The 17,777-nt window shown below is 72.5% G+C and carries 18 protein-coding genes; 7 read left to right on the top strand and 11 right to left on the bottom strand.

Going from position 1 to position 17,777, the window contains the following annotated elements:
* Window positions 1–320 precede the first annotated feature (320 nt).
* Window positions 321–1,580 carry a glycoside hydrolase family 16 protein gene (locus tag ACWD4U_RS13675; protein WP_363455536.1) on the top strand — a complete coding sequence of 420 codons (1,260 nt, stop codon included), beginning with the start codon at window positions 321–323 and terminating at the stop codon, window positions 1,578–1,580.
* A gap of 7 nt (window positions 1,581–1,587) precedes the next feature.
* Here the strand turns inward: ACWD4U_RS13675 and ACWD4U_RS13670 are convergent, their stop codons facing one another.
* Window positions 1,588–2,034 (bottom strand): hypothetical protein, encoded by a 447-nt coding sequence (locus ACWD4U_RS13670; RefSeq protein ID WP_363455539.1) that lies wholly within the window; start codon window positions 2,032–2,034, stop codon window positions 1,588–1,590.
* Window positions 2,035–2,094: 60 nt separating this feature from the next.
* Window positions 2,095–2,913, bottom strand: a complete 819-nt coding sequence (locus ACWD4U_RS13665; RefSeq protein ID WP_449787187.1) for an IclR family transcriptional regulator — start codon at window positions 2,911–2,913, stop codon at window positions 2,095–2,097.
* Window positions 2,914–2,992: 79 nt separating this feature from the next.
* Here ACWD4U_RS13665 and aceB point away from each other — a divergent pair, with 79 nt between their 5' ends.
* From aceB to ACWD4U_RS13650, 3 genes are all read left to right on the top strand, one after another.
* Entirely contained in the window at window positions 2,993–4,636 is a 1,644-nt protein-coding gene (gene aceB / locus ACWD4U_RS13660; protein WP_363455544.1) for a malate synthase A, read from the top strand.
* A gap of 92 nt (window positions 4,637–4,728) precedes the next feature.
* Window positions 4,729–5,115 (top strand): allophanate hydrolase-related protein, encoded by a 387-nt coding sequence (locus ACWD4U_RS13655; protein WP_363455547.1) that lies wholly within the window; start codon window positions 4,729–4,731, stop codon window positions 5,113–5,115.
* Between the two features lie 295 nt (window positions 5,116–5,410).
* Window positions 5,411–6,988, top strand: a complete 1,578-nt coding sequence (locus tag ACWD4U_RS13650) for a TROVE domain-containing protein (protein WP_363455549.1) — start codon at window positions 5,411–5,413, stop codon at window positions 6,986–6,988.
* A gap of 75 nt (window positions 6,989–7,063) precedes the next feature.
* Here ACWD4U_RS13650 and ACWD4U_RS13645 read toward each other — a convergent pair whose 3' ends face one another.
* Complete coding sequence (locus tag ACWD4U_RS13645) at window positions 7,064–8,062, bottom strand: ArsR/SmtB family transcription factor (protein WP_363455552.1); 999 nt, start codon at window positions 8,060–8,062, stop codon at window positions 7,064–7,066.
* Window positions 8,063–8,118: 56 nt separating this feature from the next.
* On the opposite strand from ACWD4U_RS13645, the gene ACWD4U_RS13640 reads away from it, so the two are divergent.
* Window positions 8,119–9,339: an MFS transporter gene (locus ACWD4U_RS13640; RefSeq protein ID WP_363455554.1), complete on the top strand. Its 1,221-nt coding sequence runs from the start codon at window positions 8,119–8,121 to the stop codon at window positions 9,337–9,339.
* A 7-nt stretch (window positions 9,340–9,346) separates the two neighbouring features.
* On the opposite strand, the gene ACWD4U_RS13635 is transcribed toward ACWD4U_RS13640, so the two are convergent.
* The 8 genes from ACWD4U_RS13635 to ACWD4U_RS13600 all read right to left on the bottom strand — a co-directional run bounded on the left by ACWD4U_RS13635 (window position 9,347) and on the right by ACWD4U_RS13600 (window position 15,372).
* Complete coding sequence (locus ACWD4U_RS13635) at window positions 9,347–9,625, bottom strand: hypothetical protein (RefSeq protein ID WP_363455556.1); 279 nt, start codon at window positions 9,623–9,625, stop codon at window positions 9,347–9,349.
* Between the two features lie 139 nt (window positions 9,626–9,764).
* Complete coding sequence (locus tag ACWD4U_RS13630) at window positions 9,765–11,147, bottom strand: 8-oxoguanine deaminase (RefSeq protein WP_363455559.1); 1,383 nt, start codon at window positions 11,145–11,147, stop codon at window positions 9,765–9,767.
* A complete protein-coding gene (locus tag ACWD4U_RS13625) occupies window positions 11,108–12,532 on the bottom strand; it encodes a nucleobase:cation symporter-2 family protein (protein WP_363455562.1) in 1,425 nt (474 codons plus the stop codon). Before ACWD4U_RS13625 ends, ACWD4U_RS13630 begins: the two co-directional genes overlap by 40 nt.
* Window positions 12,533–12,735: 203 nt before the next feature.
* The gene (gene pucL, locus ACWD4U_RS13620) at window positions 12,736–13,656 is read right to left on the bottom strand and encodes a factor-independent urate hydroxylase (RefSeq protein ID WP_363455564.1); all 921 of its coding nucleotides are present in this window, start codon (window positions 13,654–13,656) and stop codon (window positions 12,736–12,738) included.
* 31 nt (window positions 13,657–13,687) lie between these two features.
* Window positions 13,688–14,020: a hydroxyisourate hydrolase gene (gene uraH / locus ACWD4U_RS13615; protein ID WP_363455567.1), complete on the bottom strand. Its 333-nt coding sequence runs from the start codon at window positions 14,018–14,020 to the stop codon at window positions 13,688–13,690.
* A 48-nt stretch (window positions 14,021–14,068) separates the two neighbouring features.
* Window positions 14,069–14,572, bottom strand: coding sequence for a 2-oxo-4-hydroxy-4-carboxy-5-ureidoimidazoline decarboxylase (uraD, locus tag ACWD4U_RS13610; protein ID WP_363455570.1), 504 nt, complete (start codon window positions 14,570–14,572; stop codon window positions 14,069–14,071).
* Window positions 14,573–14,725: 153 nt separating this feature from the next.
* A complete protein-coding gene (locus ACWD4U_RS13605; protein WP_363455572.1) occupies window positions 14,726–15,097 on the bottom strand; it encodes a helix-turn-helix domain-containing protein in 372 nt (123 codons plus the stop codon).
* Window positions 15,094–15,372 carry a thiamine-binding protein gene (locus tag ACWD4U_RS13600; protein ID WP_363455575.1) on the bottom strand — a complete coding sequence of 93 codons (279 nt, stop codon included), beginning with the start codon at window positions 15,370–15,372 and terminating at the stop codon, window positions 15,094–15,096. Before ACWD4U_RS13600 ends, ACWD4U_RS13605 begins: the two co-directional genes overlap by 4 nt.
* Window positions 15,373–15,551: 179 nt before the next feature.
* Here ACWD4U_RS13600 and ACWD4U_RS13595 point away from each other — a divergent pair, with 179 nt between their 5' ends.
* Both ACWD4U_RS13595 and ACWD4U_RS13590 read left to right on the top strand, forming a co-directional pair.
* Window positions 15,552–16,388, top strand: coding sequence for a TIM barrel protein (locus tag ACWD4U_RS13595; RefSeq protein WP_363455578.1), 837 nt, complete (start codon window positions 15,552–15,554; stop codon window positions 16,386–16,388).
* Between the two features lie 400 nt (window positions 16,389–16,788).
* Window positions 16,789–17,679 (top strand): 2-hydroxy-3-oxopropionate reductase, encoded by an 891-nt coding sequence (locus ACWD4U_RS13590; RefSeq protein WP_363455581.1) that lies wholly within the window; start codon window positions 16,789–16,791, stop codon window positions 17,677–17,679.
* The last annotated feature ends 98 nt before the right edge of the window (window positions 17,680–17,777 follow it).

The raw sequence follows: 17,777 nt of genomic DNA, 5'->3' as shown, positions 1-17,777 counted from the left end.
CCGCGGGTGATCACCCGGCGCGGCGGGTGTGAACCATGTCTCAGCGGACCGGTATTGGAGATATAAGGACAATCTGCCTAGCCTGCTCGGGACGCCCACCGGGCTCACCCGCCGCCGGGACGCCGAGTCCTGCCCGCCCGTCGGCGACACCCAGAGCACAGCACGGGCAGGAGCGGGGGAACCACGGCAGTACGCCGTGCCCTCCGCCCTGCCCAGGGGCGCGCGGGCCCGGCTCGGGGTGAAGCCGCCACGCGCGGCCGGGCTGCCTCAGCGCCCGAACCCGACAGCTCACCTCGCAGGCGTCGCGGAGGACCACCCCCATGCGACCTGTCGCCACCCCCGCCCGCCTCGGCGTCCTCGCCGGGTCGGTCGCGCTGCTCGGCGTGCCCCTGGCCACCGGCAGCGCCAACGCCGCCACCACCGTCGTCCAGGACCGGCTCACCCCGACCGCGATGACCGCCGGCGCCGCCACCACCGCCTCGCTCACCCTGCACTCGGACTCCTGCTTCACCGCGAAGACCGTCGGCGTCGGCGTGCGTGACGCGGCCGGGCGCAACCTGGACTTCCCCGGCAACGCGGGCAACGTCCGGATCTGCCCGAGCGGCGTCACCTTCACCAGCGCGGCCCGCACCCTGCCGGCCGGCAGCTACACCCAGTTCGGCTTCTGGCAGGACACCGCGGGCAGCTGGCACAACCTGCCCGCGCGCACCCTGACGGTCGCGGCCGCCGGCACGACGCCGACCCCGGCGCCGAAGCCCACCCCGACCCCCACGCCGACCCCAACCCCGAAGCCGACGCCCACCCCGACCCCGACCCCGACCCCGAAGCCGACGCCCACGCCGACTCCCACCCCCACGCCGACCCCGACGCCCGCGCCGTCGACCGGTGCGCCGGTGCCCGGGAAGTCGCTGGCCTGGTCCGAGGAGTTCGACGGCCCGATCGGCTACGGCTCCAAGTGGACCGGCGACCGCAGCAGCTCGTACAAGTACGGCAACCACAACCCGGACGACAACAAGCTGGACTGGCTGAGCCCGAACGCGGTCACCGTCTCCGGCGGCGTCGCCACCTTCACCGCCACCCCCTCCAGCCACACCCTGGAGAACGGCAAGCGGGCCTGGGACACCGGACTGCTCACCACCGAGTACTCGCAGCAGGGCTTCCAGGTGAAGACCGGCGACTACGCCGAGACCCGGGTCAAGCTGCCGGCCGGGTCGGGTGCCTGGCCGGCGCTGTGGACCTGGAAGAACGGCAACGGCGAGATCGACTCGTTCGAGTACCACCCGGACAACCCGAACCTGCTGGAGCTCACCAACCACGTGAAGTCCGGCTCGAAGTACTACACCGACGCGGCCTCGGTCGGCGCCGACAAGTGGGTGACCATCGGGACGTACTACGGCGCCAACTCGGTCGACTGGTACGTGAACGGGCAGAAGGTCTTCTCCGACGGCACGGGCGTCGGGTCGAACTGGTCGGCGTACCTGATCCTCAACCTGTCGCTGAGCGCCGGGGCCTACCACCCCGCCGCGAGCGGCAGCGCGCCGATCAGCTTCAGCTCGGACTACGTGCGCGTGTACCGCTGACGCCCCGTCACGACACGGAGAGCGTGAACGCCGTCCGGTCGTCCGCCGGATCGCGGTGGTCCGCGCTCAGCACCTGAACGTGCCCCTCGGCGCTGCTGCCGGGGGGCACGTTCGCGTCCGCGCGGACCGGGACCAGCGCGGTCGCCGTCCGGTAGCGCGGCAGACCGGCCGGGAAGGTGCAGCTCACCAGGCGGCCGGCCGGTGCCGCCGTGCACCCGGACGGGAAGAACGGCCCCTCGGCGGTGAAGCCCGCCGGCAGGTCGACCAGCACCGTGAACGGCGAGGCGGTGGTGTCCGGCCCGCCGTTGGCAACGAAGGCGTGCACCGCGGTGGTCCCGCCCGGCGCCACGGGATCCGGGTCCAGCCGGACCACCCGCAGGTCGGAGGCGGACGGCGCGACGGCGGGGGCGAACGCCAGCAGGGGCGCGGCGAGGAGGGGGACCAGACGGTGCACGTGCGCTCCTGTGACGAGTGTGCGGAGGTACACTCAGCGTAAGGCGGCCCTGACGGTCCGTCAGAGCACCTCGCCGAGGCGGGCGGCGATCGTCTGCATCAGCGGGACCAGGCCGGCCGCCCCGGACTGGGACTCCAGCGCCTGGATGCGGCCCTCCGGGCCGGAGACGGAGAGCGCGGTGGGCGTGGGTGCGCCGGGCACGGCGACGGCGATGCAGCGCACGCCGATCTCCTGCTCCTGGTCGTCGACCACGTACCCGCGCTCGCGGGAGACGGCGAGCTGCTCGAGCAGCGCGGAAGGGTCGGTGACGGTGTACGAGGTGTGGGACTGCAGCGGGCCGGGGCCGAGCAGGGCGCGGGCCTCGTCCTCGGGCAGCTGCGCCAGCAGCGCCTTGCCGACGCCGGTGCAGTGGGGCTGGACGCGGCGGCCGACTTCGGTGAACATCCGCATGGAGCGCCGGGATTGGACCTGACCGACGTACACCACCTCGCCGCCCTCCAGCACCGCCAGGTTGGCGGTCTCGCCGGTGGCCTCCATCAGCTCCGCCAGGTAGGGGCGCGCCCAGCTGCCGAGCAGGCGGCCGGCCGTCTCGCCGAGGCGGATCAGCCGGGGACCGAGGGTGTAGCGGCGGGCGGTGTCCTGGCGGACGTAGCCCTGGGTGACCAGGGTGCGCACCAGGCGGTGGATGGTCGGCATCGGAAGGCCGGAGGTGGTGGAGAGTTCGCTGAGGGTGGCGATGCCGCCGGAGTCGGCGAGCGCCTCCAGGAGCAGGAAGGCGCGCTCGACGGACTGCACCGAGCCGGCGGCGCGTTCGGTGGAGGTGCTGGCCACGGACGTTCCCTTTGCTGTGGAGGAAGGAGTAGAGTCCACGCGATTCATCAACAAACCGTTGAAATTCTGTATCGCGGAAACTAGTCTCCACTGTACAGAACGGAACAGCCCAAGGAGTATCCTGCCCATGGCCGCAGATCAGGGTTCGTCCCCCCTCGCGCCGGTCGTCACCGTCGCCGGTCCCCGGGTGGCCCGCTCGGAGGAGGTGCTGACTCCCGAGGCGGTGGCCTTCGTGGTGGGTCTGCACCGGGCGTTCGAGGGTCGCCGCCGGGAACTGCTGGCCCTGCGCAGGGAGCGCCGCGCCGAGATCGCCCGCACCGGCACGCTCGACTTCCGCCCCGAGACCGCCGCGATCCGCTCCGCCGACTGGCAGGTCGCCCCCGCGCCGCGCGCGCTGAACGATCGCCGGGTGGAGATCACCGGGCCGACCGACCGCAAGATGGTGATCAACGCGCTCAACTCCGGCGCCAGGGTCTGGCTCGCCGACTTCGAGGACGCCACCGCGCCGACCTGGGAGAACGTGGTCTCCGGTCAGATCAACCTGATCGACGCCTTCGAGGGCCGGATCGACTTCACCAGCCCGCAGGGCAAGGCCTATACCCTCAAGCCCGCCGCCGAACTCGCCACCGTCGTGGTCCGCCCGCGCGGCTGGCACCTGGACGAGCGGCACCTGCTGGTCGACGGGCAGCCGGTGGCCGGCGCCTTCCTCGACTTCGGCCTGTACTTCTTCCACAACGCCGCCCGCCTGCTCGCCAAGGGCGAGCAGGACCCCAACTCCGGCCCGTACTTCTACCTGCCGAAGACCGAGAGCCACCTGGAGGCCCGGCTCTGGAACGAGGTCTTCACCCACGCCCAGGAGAAGCTCGGCATCCCGTACGGCACGATCCGCGCCACCGTGCTGATCGAGACCATCACCGCGGCCTTCGAGATGGACGAGATCCTCTACGAACTGCGCGACCACGCCGCCGGGTTGAACGCCGGCCGGTGGGACTACCTGTTCTCCATCGTGAAGAACTTCCGGGACGCCGGCGAGCACTACATCCTGCCCGACCGCAACGCCGTCACCATGGCCTCCCCGTTCATGGCGGCCTACACCCGGCTGCTCGTGCAGACCTGCCACCGGCGCGGGGCGCACGCCATCGGCGGCATGGCCGCGTTCATCCCCTCCCGCAAGGACCCGGAGGTGAACGCCGCGGCGCTGGTCAAGGTCCGCGCCGACAAGGAGCGCGAGGCGAACGGCGGCTTCGACGGCTCGTGGGTCGCCCACCCCGACCTGGTGCCGGTGGCCCGCGAGTGCTTCGACGCCGTGCTGGGCGGCCGTCCGAACCAGAAGGACAACCCCGGCTCAGACGAGGCTGTGACGGCCGCCCAGCTGCTCGACGTGGCCGGGGCGGGCGGGAGTTGCACCCTGGCCGGGCTGCACAACGCCGTCCAGGTCGGCGTGCGCTACATCGAGGCGTGGCTGCGCGGGCACGGCGCGGTCGGCATCTTCAACATGATGGAGGACGCCGCCACCGCCGAGATCTCCCGCTCGCAGATCTGGCAGTGGATCCACAACGGCGTCGTGCTCGCCGACACCGGTGAGAAGGCCACCGCCGAGCTGGTCCGCCGGCTGGTGGCCGAGGAACTGGACGCGCTGCGGGCCGAGCTCGGCGCGCAGGCCTACGCCGGTGGGCGCTGGACCGAGGCCGCCGCTCTCTTCGAACAGGTCGCGCTGGCCGAGGAGTTCACCGACTTCCTGACCCTCCCCGCGCTCGCCCTGCTCGACTGACAAGCTATCCGCCACCCGCCGCCCCGGCCCTTCGCCGGGGCGGCGAAGTCGACGCCCCGACTACTCCGTTCCGTACGCCAGGAGCCCTCCCGATGGCACGCATCTTCTTCAACGGCCAGGCGATGACCGGCGGACCGTTCCACGCCAAGGTCGCCGACCACCTGATCGGCCCGGTCCGCACCGCCCCCGGCTACCGGTTCTTCTCCATCCGCGACGAATGCCCCGGCCTGCTCGCCGACCCGGCCGTCGACACCGCGATCCAGGGCGAGCTCTACGACCTGCCGCTGGCCCACCTGCGGGACGCCGTACTCCCCGGCGAACCCCTCGAACTCGAGCTCGGCGTCATCGAGTTGGCCGACGGCAGCGCCTGCCTGTCGATGCTGCTGGCCCGCGGCGAGCTGGAACGCGGCGTCCACCGCGAGATCACCGCGCACGGCGGCTGGCGCGCCTACCTCGCCACCCTCGGCCGGGAGGCCTGACGCACCGTCGCGATATTCAGGTGCACGGCCGTCCCACCGGTGGCTAACGTCTTCCTCGTCCAGGTGCGCAGGCAGGGGTTACTTCCATCTCCTCAATGGGCAGGTCGCGGGTTCGAATCCCGCCGCCGGTACTCGTGCCGGTGTAGCTCAGTGGCCAGAGCAGCTACGTCACCTCCGCCGCCGAAGTCCTCTGGACCCCAACGTCACCGCAACCGCGCCGGGGCGTCCGGTGCCCGCACCATCGGCACACGCGGACGCCCCGGTTCGGCATGCCTCCAGGCAGGAGGAGTCCGCCATGTCCCGCTTCAACGTCCGCCGTCCCACCTCCGGCCCGACCTCGCCCGTCACCACGACCGGGCAGCGCACGGCCAACCACGCGGGCGGCGCCGGATTCCTGCGGGACCAGAAGTCCGAACTCTTCCTGCTCGCGGTCGCCAACCTGGTCGGCCAGGACACCTTCTACGAGCGCGGCGGCGCCCGCGACGACCGCTACACCGCGCTGATCCGCTCCCTGGCCGTCAGCGACCCCGAGTGGACGCTCGGCCTGCTGCGCTGGCTGCGCGACGGCGCCGCGATGCGCACCGCCTCGCTGGTCGGCGCCGCCGAGTTCACCCGCGCCCGGCTGGACGCCGGGGCCGCGGGCTACTCGCGGCAGGCCGTCGACGCGGTGCTGCGCCGCCCCGACGAGCCCGGCGAGCTGCTCGCCTACTGGACCTCCCGGTACGGCCGCGCGCTGCCCAAGCCGGTCAAGCGCGGCGTCGCCGACGCCGCCCGCCGGCTCTACCACGGCCGCGCGCTGCTCAAGTACGACACCGCCGCCAAGGGCTACCGCTTCGGCGACGTCCTGGAGCTGACGCACCCCGCGCCGCACCCCGACAAGCCCTGGCAGGGCGAGCTGTTCCGGTACGCGCTGGACCGCCGACACCGCCCCGACGAGGCCGTGCCGCCGGCCGGTGACGCGCTGCTGACCGCCCACCGCGAACTGACGGGCCTTCCGGTCGAGCGTCGCCGCGCCCTGGTCACCGGCGTGGGCGGCGCCGAGCGGCTGGCCGCCGCGGGCATGACCTGGGAGTCGCTGGCCGGCTGGCTGCACGGCCCGCTGGACGCCGCCGTCTGGGAGGCCGTCATCCCGTCGATGGGCGTGATGGCGCTGGTGCGCAACCTGCGCAACTTCGACCAGGCGGGCGTCTCGGACGCGGTGGCCGAGCGGGTCGCCCGGCGGATCTCCGACCCGGAAGAGGTGCGCCGCTCCCGGCAGTTCCCGTTCCGCTACCTGGCCGCCCACCGGCACGCGCCCTCGCTTCGCTGGGGCCACGCGCTGGAGACCGCGCTGCGCCACTCGCTGGCCAACGTCCCGGTGCTGCCCGGCCGCACGCTCGTCCTGGTCGACCGCTCAGGTTCGATGTTCGACCGGCCGAGCGCGCAGACCGAGCTCAACCGGGCCGACACGGCCGCGGTCTTCGGCACCGCCCTCGCGCTGCGGGCGGCCGACGCCGACCTGGTCGAGTTCGGCACCACCAGCCGCCGGATCACCCTGCGCCGCGGCGAGTCGGTGCTGAAGGCGGTCGACCGCTTCGGCGACCTCGGCGGCACCGAGACCGCCAAGGCCGTCCGTCAGCACTACCGCGCCCACGACCGGGTGGTGATCGTCACCGACGAGCAGGCGTACGGGAGTTGGAACGGCGGCGATCCACTGGTCGCGATCCCGGCCGAGGTCCCGGTCTACACCTGGAACCTGGCCGGGTACCGCCCCGGCCACGCACCCTCCGGCGGTGCCCGCCGGCACACCTTCGGCGGGCTGACCGACGCCGCGTTCCGGCTGATCCCGCTGCTGGAGGCCGGGCGGAACGCGCACTGGCCGTGGGAGAACTGATCAACCGTCGGAGTCACCCGAGAGGCTGGAGGTCGGGGTGGAACGTCGCTGTGCGGTGGGAGAGCTGATTGGCCGTCAGATCCCGCCGGAGGCGAGCGCGTCGCCGAGCGCGGAGCGCGCGTAGAGCACCGAGCGGCCACTGCGGGTCCTGGTCAGCAGGCCCGCGGTGGCCAGCGCCGAGAGGTGCCGGCTCACCGCGCCCGGCGTCACCCCCAGCCGGTGCGCCAGCGCGGTGGTCGAGGCCGGCTGCACCAGCAGCACCAGCAGCCCGGCCCGCGGCGCACCGATCAACTCGGCCAGCGCGTCCGGGACCCGGGGCGGCGGCCGCTCGCCCAGCAGGGCCTGACCGCGGGCCGGATAACTGATCAGCGGCGGCCCGGCGGGATCGATGACGGTGTGGGCGTTCAGACCGCACAGCGTCGGGACCAGCACCAGGCCGCGCCCCGCCACCGGCGTGTACCGGCCGCCCAGCGCGCGCACCCGCGGGTCCGGGTCGTCCAGCCGCAGCACCCCCGCCCGCCAGGACAGCAGCGAGTCCAGGTCCGCGAACAGCCCCTCCGCGCCGCGTTCCGCGAACCTCCGCCCCCGGTACGCCAGATCGGCCTCCAGGACGGTCCGGGCCCGCGGCCACCACCGCGGCAGCAGGCAGCGCTCCCAGTACGCCCGCAGCTGCGCCACGCAGCGCGCCAGCAGCGCCTCCGGATCGTCCAGCGCGGACGCCACCGACTCGGGCAGCGGTGCCCCGTCACCCCGGTACGCGGCGCGGAAGTCCCGTACCACGGTCTCCGCCGGCGTCTGTGCGACGATCGCCAACTCGCTCTCGAAGGACGGGCGTTGGCCGACCGGCCGGGGCGTCAGGAAGTCCGGCACCCAGACCCGCGGGGTCACCAGGGAATCCAGCAGCGGGACGTCCAGGGTGCGGTACGCCGCCTCCCAGGACGCGATCCAGCGCTGCTGGTGCGGGTACGTGGCGGGGGAGCGGCGCGCCCGCAGGCTGAACACCGCCTCCTGCAGGGGCGAGTAGGTGATCCAGGTGGTGGCGAGGTCGTCCACACCGAAGGCGAACTCGAACATTGACCCCCACGGTAAAAGGATTCCGGTCGGTTGGGAACCCTGGTGTCGTGACGGTCATGACCGCCACCGCAGCGCCGCCCCGGCGCCGACTCCCGCTGCCCGCCGACCCGCTGCTGCGCCGCCTGGCCGTGATGACCGCCGTCAACACCGTCGGCAACGGCCTCTACTACACCGTCAGCGCGCTCTACTTCACCCGCCAGGTCGGCCTCAGCGCCGCCGGGCTGGCGCTCGGCATGACCATCGCCGGGGTCTGCGGGATGCTCGCCGGCGTGCCGATGGGCCGCCTCGCCGACCGGGTCGGCCACCGCCGCCTGCTCTACGTCCTCGGGCCGCTGCAGGGCGCCGCGGTGCTCGGCTACGCCTTCGTGCACAGTTGGGCCGCCTTCGTTCTGCTCGCCGTTGCCGCCACCGTGCTGGAACGCGGCGCCGTGGCCGTGCGCAGCGCCCTGATCGCCCACCTGCTGCCCGCCGACGATCAGGTCCGCTCCCGGGCCCTGCTGCGCTCGGTGATGAACGCCGGGCTGGTGCTCGGCGGCGCGGGCGCGGTCTTCGCCCTGCAGGCCGACAGCTACCGCGGCTACGCCACCGTGCTGGCGCTGGACGCCGCCAGCTTCGCGGCCACCTCGCTGCTGCTGCGCGGGCTGCCGGAGACCGCGGTCGCGGCGGCGGCGGGGGAGCGGGTGCGGGGCGGGACGGCCCTGCGCGACCGGCGCTACCTGCTGGTGTCCGCCCTGCACGCCGTGCTGGAGCTGCAGTTCGCCATGCTGCAGATCGGCATCCCGCTGTGGATCGCCGCGCACACCGCCGCGCCGCGCGCCCTGGTCGCGGTGGTCGGCATCGTCAACTGCCTCGCCGTGGTGCTGTTCCAGGTCCGCGCCGGGCGCGGCGTGGTGGACGTCAGCTCGGCCGCCCGGGCCTGCGCCCACGGCGGGGTCCTGCTCGGGACGGCCTGTCTGGTGTACGCCGCGGCGGGCGGGCGCTCGGCGACCGCGGCCGTGGTGCTGGTGCTGGTCGGCATCGTCGTGCACAGCCTCGCCGAACTCCTCACCTCCGCCGGCGGCTGGACCCTCAGCCTCGACCTCGCCGACCCGGCCGCGCACGGCGAGTACCAGGGCGTGTTCATGAGCGGCCAGGCCGCCTCGCACGTCATCGGCCCGCTGGTGGTCACCGCCACCGCACTCACCCTCGGCGTCGCGGGCTGGGCGGTACTGGGCGCAGTCGTGGCCGCCGCCGGCCTGGCACTGCCCGTCGCCGCCCGCACCGCCGCCCGCACCTGACGTCCCGTCAGTCGCCGGAGTAGCCGAACAGGCCCAGGTGGGTCGGCTCGCCGTCGGTGTGCAGGACGACGAAGCGGCCCGTCCACCGCATGTCCGCCTCGTCCTGCAGCGCCCGGCCGGCGATCGCCCGGGTGTACTGCTCCACGGTCGGACGGCCGGTGCCGAAGTGGTGGACGAGCCGGTCGAGCGGGAGCGGGCGGACGGTGTGGTAGTCGTCCGTCCACAGCTCCTCGACGGAGTCGCACTCCCCGTCCCAGCCGTGAGCCGTGAACACCTTCTGCTGCAATGCCCGCAGGGTCTGCCGCGGGGTGCCGAGGTGCGGGGCCGGATCACGCGAGGTGGCCCCGGACCCTCGCCGTGGGTCCGGGGCCGGGGGCCGGGAGCCGTCGTCGTCCCTGGCGGCGGCTCCCGGGGCTGGCGGGGCGTCAGCCGCGGGCGGCGAGCTCGCGGGCGGCGCGGGCGGCGGCGAGGGCGATGCGGTCCTCGTCGACGGTGGTGAGGCGGCCGTTCTCGACGACGGCGTTGCCGTTGACGAACAGGGTGGCGAGCGGCGGGAGCGCGCCGAGGACGAGCGCGGCGACCGGGTCGGCGATCGAGGAGTGCATGATGCCGTCGATCTTCCACAGCGCGAGGTCGGCGAGCTTGCCGGCCTCGATGGAGCCGATCTCGTCCTGCCGGCCGAGCACCCGGGCGCCGCCCATGGTGCCCAGGCGCAGGGACTGACGGACGGTCAGCGCGTCCGGCCGGCCGTGCAGGCGGTTGATCAGCAGGGCGTTGCGCAGCTCGGTGCCGAGCTCGCCGGACTCGTTGGACGCGGTGCCGTCCACGCCGAGGCCGACCGGGACGTCGGCGGCGAGCATGTCGGGGACCCGGGCGATGCCGGCCGCGAGCCGGGCGTTGGAGGACGGGCAGTGCGCGACGCCGGTGCCGGTCTTGGCGAACTTGGCGATGTCGGAGTCGTTCATGTGGACGCAGTGCGCCATCCACACGTCCTCGCCGAGCCAGCCGGTGGACTCGAAGTAGTCGGTCGGGCCCATCCCGAACAGCTGCTTGCAGAACTCCTCCTCCTCGGCGGTCTCCGAGCCGTGGGTGTGCAGGCGCACGCCCTTGCGGCGAGCCAACTCGGCGGACTGCTTGAGCAGTTCGGTGGAGACCGAGAACGGCGAGCAGGGGGCGAGGGCGACGTGCAGCATCGAGCCGAAGGACGCGTCGTGCCACTTGTCGACGGCGCTCTCGGAGGCGACGAGGATGTCCTCGGTCTCCTCCACGGCGTGGTCCGGCGGCAGGCCGCCGTCCTTCTTGGAGCGGTCCATCGAGCCGCGCAGCGCGGTGAAGCGCATGCCGAGCTCCTGGACGCCCTCGATGGAGGCGCCGAGGATGTCGCCGCCGCCCTGCGGGAAGACGTAGTGGTGGTCGGAGGCGGTGGTGCAGCCGGACTTCAGCAGCGCGGCCGCCGAGCCCTGGGTGGCGGCGTGCACCAGGCGGTCGTCGACCCGGGCCCAGGTCGGGTACAGCGCGACCAGCCAGTCGAAGAGGATGTTGTCCTGGGCCAGGCCGCGGGTGATCCACTGGTAGAAGTGGTGGTGGGTGTTGACCAGGCCCGGGGTGACGAGGTGGCCCTCGCCGTTGATCCGGCGCACCACGTTGTCCAGCCACATGGGCGCGGGGCCGTCGCCGACCGACTCGATCGTGTTGCCGAGGATCACGACGTGGCCGCGGGCGTACTCGGTGTCGTCGGCGTCGACCGTGGCGATGGCGACGTTCTCGATCACGATCCGCTGGTCGGCGGGCGGGGGCTGGACTGCCATGGGGTGACTCCTAGGGGGGAACGGCCGGCGGCGCCGACGTGGTGGAACAGCAGGTTGAGCAGGACGGCGGCCAGGCAGCCCGCCGAGATGCCGGAGTGCATCAGGGTGCGGACGGCCTCCGGGAAGCTGTCGTAGAAGGTGGGGGCGGCGATCGGGATCAGGCCGACGCCCAGCGACACGGAGACCAGGATGGTGTGCGCGGTGGACTCCATCCCCGCCTCGCCGAGGGTGCGGATGCCGCTGGCCGCGACGGTGCCGAACAGCACGATCCCGGCGCCGCCGAGGACCGGCTGCGGGACCAGCGAGACCAGCGAGCCGAGCACCGGGAACAGGCCCAGCACGATCAGGATCCCGCCGCCCGCCGCGACCACGAACCGGCTGCGGATCCTGGTGAGCGCCACCAGCCCGATGTTCTGGGCGAAGGCGCTGCACGCGAAGCCGTTGAACACCGGGCTGAGCGCGGTGGCCAGGCCGTCGGCGCGCAGCCCGGCGGCCAGCACCGGCTCGTCGGCCTCGCGGTCGACGATCCGGCCGAGGGCGAGCATGTCGGCGGTGGACTCGGTCATGGAGACCACCATGACGATGCAGAGCGACACGATCGCGGTGGCGTCGAACATCGGCGCGCCGAAGTGGAACGGCGAGGGCAGCGCGAACACCTGCGCGTCACCGACCGGCGAGAAGTCCGCGAGGCCGAGCGGGAAGGCCGCCGCGGTGCCGAGGGCCAGGCCGATCAGCAGCGACAGCTGCTGCCAGAAGCCCTTCAGCAGCCGGTTGGCCAGCACCACCGCGGCGAGCGTGAACGCGGCCAGGCCGATCGCCTTCACCGAGCCGTAGCCGGGCGCGGACGGCGATCCGCCGCGTGCCCAGTTCACCGCGACCGGCAGCAGGGACACCCCGATGAGGGTGATCACGGTGCCCTGCACCACCGGCGGGAAGAACCTGACCAGCCGGCAGAAGTACGGCGCCGCGAGAAAGCACAGGACTCCCGCGACGATCACCGCACCGAAGATCACCGGCAGGGCGTCCTTCGGGCCGTGCTCCTTGGCGATCGCCAGCATCGGCGCGACGCCGGCGAACGAGACGCCGTTGACGAACGGGAGCCGGGCGCCGATCCGCCAGATCCCGAGCGTCTGCAGCAGGGTGGCCAGCCCGGCGGTGAACAGGCTGGCCGAGATCAGCAGGGCGAGTTCGGCGGGCGAGAGCCCGACGCCCGCGCCCACGATCAGGGGTGGAGCGACCACGCCGGCGTACATCGCGGCGACGTGCTGCAGCCCGGTGCCGAACAGCTTCGGCGGGGAGAGCACCTCGTCGACCGGGTGGGTGGGGGTGGAACCGTCGTCTGTGGTGCGGGTGCTGAGGGTGCGTCGAGTACTGCGGAGTGCCATGGAAGTAGCCCCTTTGCTGCCCCTGGCTCTCGGCGCGCCCGTGGCGCTGGAGAGGGTGTGAGGCCCGAGGGCGGGACGACGGAACAAGGGTCCCTCGGGCGGACTCTCCAGCTCCCGGGACGGCCGCCGTGAGGGCGGGCACGATCTCCGAACGGGTGGGGGAGGGAGAGAGGTGCGGTGGTGCGGGGGTGCCTGGCGGCGCGTCAGGCGACCGGGATGACCGGGGTGACGCCCTCGCGGTGCACGGTGCCCTCGATCAGGCCGTACATCCGGTCGGCGGCGTAGTAGACCTCGTTCTCGTTCTTCAGGCCGAACGGCTCGAGGTCCACCAGGAAGTGGTGCTTGTTGGGGAGCTCCAGGCGTACCTCGTCCACCTCGGCGCGGTTGTTCAGCACCCGGGTGCCCATCGCGTGCAGGGTCTGCTGCAGCGAGTAGGAGTAGGTCTCGGCGAAGGCCTCGAGCATGTGCCGCTTCACGTGGTTGTAGGAGCGGTTCCAGTTCGGCTCGGCCTGGCCGTCGCGGCCGTCGAAGCCGTACTTCCAACGAGCCGTCACCTGGGTGGCCAGGATCCGGTCGTAGGCCTCCTGGAGGGTGGTGTACTTGTCCTTGATGTAGCCCCAGAACTCCGAGTTGGTGGTGTTCATCACGACCAGGTCCTTCAGGCCGGAGACGACCTGGACCCGCTCGCCGTCGAAGACCACCTCGGTGGTGCGGACCTCCTGCCCGTTGCGGACGAAGGAGTGGCCGACCTCCTCGGAGCCGATGAAGCGGGCGTTGTTGTCGGGCGTCCTGATCCGGTCCCAGGTGTACTCCTCGATCCGGATCCGGGCGCTGTGCACCACGCCGCGCTCGGTGTCGTTCACGAAGTGCCGGGCCAGGACGATGCCGAACGCCTCGGCCGACTCGATGCCGTACTCCTTGGCGAAGGCGTACACGGTGTTCTTGGTGGTGTCGGTGGGCAGGCAGTTCGCGTTCGAGCCGGTGAGGTGCACGTCCTCGAACTCGCCCTGCAGGGAGACCGAGACGTTCAGGTCCTTGATCTCGTGGCGGGTGGAGTCGCGGTAGACCCGGACGATGCGGTTCTCCGCCTTGCCGTACTGGTTCTGACCGAGCACGTGGGCCATGACATGGCTCCTAAGCTTCCAGGCCGGTCTACTAGCTTCCGCGGTAGACCGAGTAGCCGAACGGGTTGAGCAGCAGCGGCACGTGGTAGTGGTGCTGCGCGGGTGCGACCGTGAAGACGATCGAGACCTCGGGGAAGAACGGCTGCTCCGCGCGGTCCGCGTAGTACGCGGTGGTGTCGAAGAGCAGTCGGACGACCGAGCCCGCCTCCACGGCCGGCAGGTCCTTGACCCGGCCGTCGGAGTCCGTGGCGGAGGCGCCGAGCACCTGCCAGCCACCCTCGGTGTGCAGTGCCAGCTCGACCGGTACCCGCTCGGCCGGGCGGCCGAGGCTGGTGTCGAGCACATGCGTGGAGATGCCAGTCATGGGTGGAAAGACCTTACTGATGGCAGGAGGTGACTGTCCGTCAAGTCGTCAGGACTCGTCAAGCAGTCGGTTGATCCGAATGTCGTTGATCTTGCGCAGCTCGCCCCGGACGATCTCCGCCTCGACGGCCGGTTCGTGCGGGAAGCGCTCGCGCAGTGACGCGAGCATGGTGGCCGCGGTGCGGCCGGTCGCGCAGATCAGGAAGACGTGGCCGAACTTCGCCTCGTAGGCGGCGTTGGCCTCGCGCAGCTCGTCGAGCAGCGACTGCTCGACGCCCTGGATGCCGGCCTGCTCGCGCTCGGAGACGGCGTCGCCGGCCTTCGGCGTGCCGATCCGGGCGTGGCCGGCCATCGCGTCGTGCAGGTCGTCGGCGGTGAGCGCGGCCATCGCCGCCGCGTTGGCGGCCAGCAGCGACGCCCGGTCGGGCCAGGGGCGGGACGCCGCGACGGCGGCGGCCCAGGCGGGGCTGGAGCAGATCTCCAGCAGGGTGTCCCGCAACCCGGCCGCGTCAGCGGCGGCCAGGGCGGCGAGAGCAGAGGGTGGCTGGGGCACGGGTGGACCTCCTGAAGAGTGGTGCCACCCGCACAAGCTAGATCGGCCGCGACGGACCGTCAACACTTTGTTGAACGGTTGGTGGTTACGTTTCCCGACACCCGGTGTTGCCGGGCGGTGTCGTGTGCGATCCGCCAATGGGCGCGCCGACGGCTACGCCTTCTCCTGCCGGTTCAGGTAGTTGTACACCGTGAAGCGGCTGACGCCGAGCGCCGACGCGACGGTCTCCACTCCGTGGCGGACGGTGAACGCGCCGCGCTCCTCCAGCAGCGCCACCACCCGCTGCTTCTCCGCGCGGTCCAGCTCGGCCAGCGGCCGGCCGTCGAACTGGCGGGCCATGTCGGCCAGCATCCGGTCCAGCGCACTGCTCAGGTGCGGCAGCCGCACCGCCACCGCCGGCGCGCCGTCCCACTCCAGGACGACGTCGTCGGCGCGTGCCTCGCCGGGGTCCAGCGCGGTGGCGCCGACCGCCTCCAGCAGCGGCTTTATCGCTGCGGTGAGCGGGTGGTCCAGGGCTTCGCTCACTGCGTACCCACTCCTTCCGGGGAGTCCTGCTCCTCGTCCTCGTCCAGCACGCTGACCTGGACCGAGATCCGGCTGGCCCCGGCCGCCAGGGTCTCCCGCAGCAGGCGGGTGACGGCGGCCAGCGCCTGCTCGGCCTCGCCCTCGGCGCTGGTGCCGAACGGGCCCACCGACACGGCCAGGCCCGCCTCGTCGACCACCCGGCGCGCGGCCTTGGCGTGGTCGGGGAAGCCGTCCAGCTCGAACGGCTCTGTCGTGAACTCCACCATCAATCGCACCCGCTCACCTTAGCGAGCGGCCTGGTCGATCAGACAGTCGACCAGGGGCGTGACCGGCGGGCTTCGGCTGCTTCAACAAATTGTTGCGGTCGCCTTGACAGTGCGGGTTGACGGCGGAGAAGCTTCCATCAAGCAGAATCCAGCTTCCGGATCGTGGAAGTTGGGCGAGAGAGCGAGAGGTGAACGACGTGACCGCTGCCGCCCAGCACCGCTTCACGGTCAACCTGTCCATCCTGTTCGGCGAGCTCCCGCTGCTCGATCGGCCCGCCGCGGCCGCCGCGGCCGGGTTCACCGCCGCCGAGCTCTGGTGGCCGTTCGGCGAGAACCACACCCCCGGCCAGGCCGAACTCGACGAGCTGGCGGGCGCGTTCGACGCCGCCGGGGTCCAGCTCACCGGGCTCAACTTCCTGGACGACCTGACCCGCGGCGCCCGCGGCACGGTCTCCGTGCCCGCCGAGAACGAGCGCTTCCGGGAGAACATCCCGGTCACCGTCGCCCTCGCCGAGCGGCTGGGCACCGGCGCGCTGAACGCCCTCTACGGCAACCGGGTGGCCGGGGTCGACCCCGCCGAGCAGGACGCGCTGGCGCTGGAGAACCTCGCGCTCGCCGCCCAGGCCGCCCACGGTATCGGAGCGGTCCTGCTGATCGAAGCCCTCAACCAGCCGGAGTCCCCGGACTACCCGCTGGTGAGCGCCGCCGCGGCCGTCGAGGTGGTCGACAAGGTCAACGCCGCCACCGGCCTCGGCAACGCCCGCTTCCTCTGCGACCTCTACCACCTGGCCCGCAACGGCGAGGACCTGCCCGCGGTGATCTCCACGTACGCCGACCGGATCGGCCACGTGCAGATCGCCGACACCCCCGGGCGCAACGAGCCCGGCACCGGCGACCTCGACTTCGAGGACCTCTTCGCCCGGCTCACCGCCGCCGGCTACCAGGGCCGGATCGGCCTGGAGTACCGCCCGGCCGGCGGCGTCAGCGCCGACAGCTTCGAGTGGCTGCCGCGAGCGCTGCGCTAGCCCTCCGGGCCGGTCCGCGACCACCGCGCGGCCGACCCGTCGGGCACCGCGAACGGCCTCCGGCCGACCTTCGGGGCCTCTGGTCGATTGTCACGGTCTCCGGTCACTGGCCTTCGGCCGACTGTCCGGGCTGCGGGCTTTCGGTCGAGTGTCGGGGCCGCTGGCCTTCGGCTGACTGTCGGGGCGGCCGGTCGTCGGCCTGCGGCCGACTGTCGGGCCTCCGGGCGCCGGCCTTTGGCCGATCGGCGGCAACCGTGCGGCTGATCCGCCGTCAGGCACCGCCGCGAACCGGCCGCAGGCCGATTGTCGGGTCGCCGGTCATTGGCCTTCGGCCGATCGTCTCGCCCGCCGCTGCAGTACCCGGTCTTCTTCCATTCCCTCACGTAAGGACACCACTGCGATGAGCAGCCGCAAGATCGCCTTCATCGGCCTCGGCATCATGGGCAAGCCCATGGCCGTCAACCTGGTCAAGGCCGGCCACCACGTGACCGGCTTCAACCTGCAGCAGGACGCCATCGACGCGCTGGTCGCGGCCGGCGGCCACGGCGCGGGATCGATCGCCGAGGCGGTCAAGGACGCCGAGATCGTGATCACGATGGTTCCGGCCGACCCGCACGTGGAGCAGGTCATCCTCGGCGAGGGTGGCGTGCTGGAGAACGTCGCGCCCGGCACCCTGGTCGTCGACATGTCCAGCATCACCCCGCAGACCTCGATCAAGGTCGATGCGGCCGCCCGCGAGAAGGGCATCCGCACCCTGGACGCCCCGGTCTCCGGCGGTGAGGCCGGCGCGGTCGAGGCGGTGCTGTCGATCATGGTCGGCGGCGAGGCCGCGGACTTCGCCGAGGCGAAGCCGCTGTTCGACGCGCTCGGCACCACGGTCGTCCACGTCGGCCCGGCCGGTGCCGGCCAGACCGTGAAGGCCGCGAACCAGCTGATCGTCGCGGTCAACATCCAGGTGCTGGCCGAGGCCGTGGTCTTCCTGGAGAACGCGGGCGTCGACCTGGCCGCCGCGCTGGACGTGCTCGGCGGCGGGCTGGCCGGCTCGACCGTGCTGAACCGCAAGAAGGGCAACATGCTGAACCGCGAGTTCGCGCCCGGCTTCCGGATCGACCTGCACCACAAGGACATGGGCATCGTCACCGACGCCGCCCGCGCGGTCGGCGCGGCGCTGCCGCTCGGCGCGGTCGCCGCCCAGCTGGTGGCCTCCGCCCGTGCCAACGGCGACGGCTCGCTGGACCACTCGGCGCTGCTGCGCGGGGTCGAGCGGCTGTCCGGGCGCGAGGTCGAGTAACCCAGAGCTCCTCCTGGCGGCGTGTACCTGTCCGGTCGTGCCCGCGTCGCCAGGAGGCACCACTTCCCTCCCGGAGGGTTGGGGTCTGATCGAAGAAG

This window comes from Kitasatospora sp. NPDC002522 (assembly GCF_053595195.1).
The sequence above is the reverse complement of the archived record's forward strand: the minus strand, read 5'-3'. Positions and strand labels throughout refer to the sequence as shown.

Coding starts and splice junctions, on each gene's coding strand:
- ACWD4U_RS13625 (WP_363455562.1), bottom strand. CDS start 12,532: ATGGCACTCCGCAGTACTCGACGCACCCTCAGCACCCGCACCACAGAC.
- ACWD4U_RS13665 (WP_449787187.1), bottom strand. CDS start 2,913: ATGAATCGCGTGGACTCTACTCCTTCCTCCACAGCAAAGGGAACGTCC.
- ACWD4U_RS13650 (WP_363455549.1), top strand. CDS start 5,411: ATGTCCCGCTTCAACGTCCGCCGTCCCACCTCCGGCCCGACCTCGCCC.
- aceB (WP_363455544.1), top strand. CDS start 2,993: ATGGCCGCAGATCAGGGTTCGTCCCCCCTCGCGCCGGTCGTCACCGTC.
- ACWD4U_RS13640 (WP_363455554.1), top strand. CDS start 8,119: ATGACCGCCACCGCAGCGCCGCCCCGGCGCCGACTCCCGCTGCCCGCC.
- ACWD4U_RS13630 (WP_363455559.1), bottom strand. CDS start 11,147: ATGGCAGTCCAGCCCCCGCCCGCCGACCAGCGGATCGTGATCGAGAAC.
- ACWD4U_RS13675 (WP_363455536.1), top strand. CDS start 321: ATGCGACCTGTCGCCACCCCCGCCCGCCTCGGCGTCCTCGCCGGGTCG.
- ACWD4U_RS13645 (WP_363455552.1), bottom strand. CDS start 8,062: ATGTTCGAGTTCGCCTTCGGTGTGGACGACCTCGCCACCACCTGGATC.
- ACWD4U_RS13590 (WP_363455581.1), top strand. CDS start 16,789: ATGAGCAGCCGCAAGATCGCCTTCATCGGCCTCGGCATCATGGGCAAG.
- ACWD4U_RS13655 (WP_363455547.1), top strand. CDS start 4,729: ATGGCACGCATCTTCTTCAACGGCCAGGCGATGACCGGCGGACCGTTC.
- pucL (WP_363455564.1), bottom strand. CDS start 13,656: ATGGCCCACGTGCTCGGTCAGAACCAGTACGGCAAGGCGGAGAACCGC.
- uraH (WP_363455567.1), bottom strand. CDS start 14,020: ATGACTGGCATCTCCACGCATGTGCTCGACACCAGCCTCGGCCGCCCG.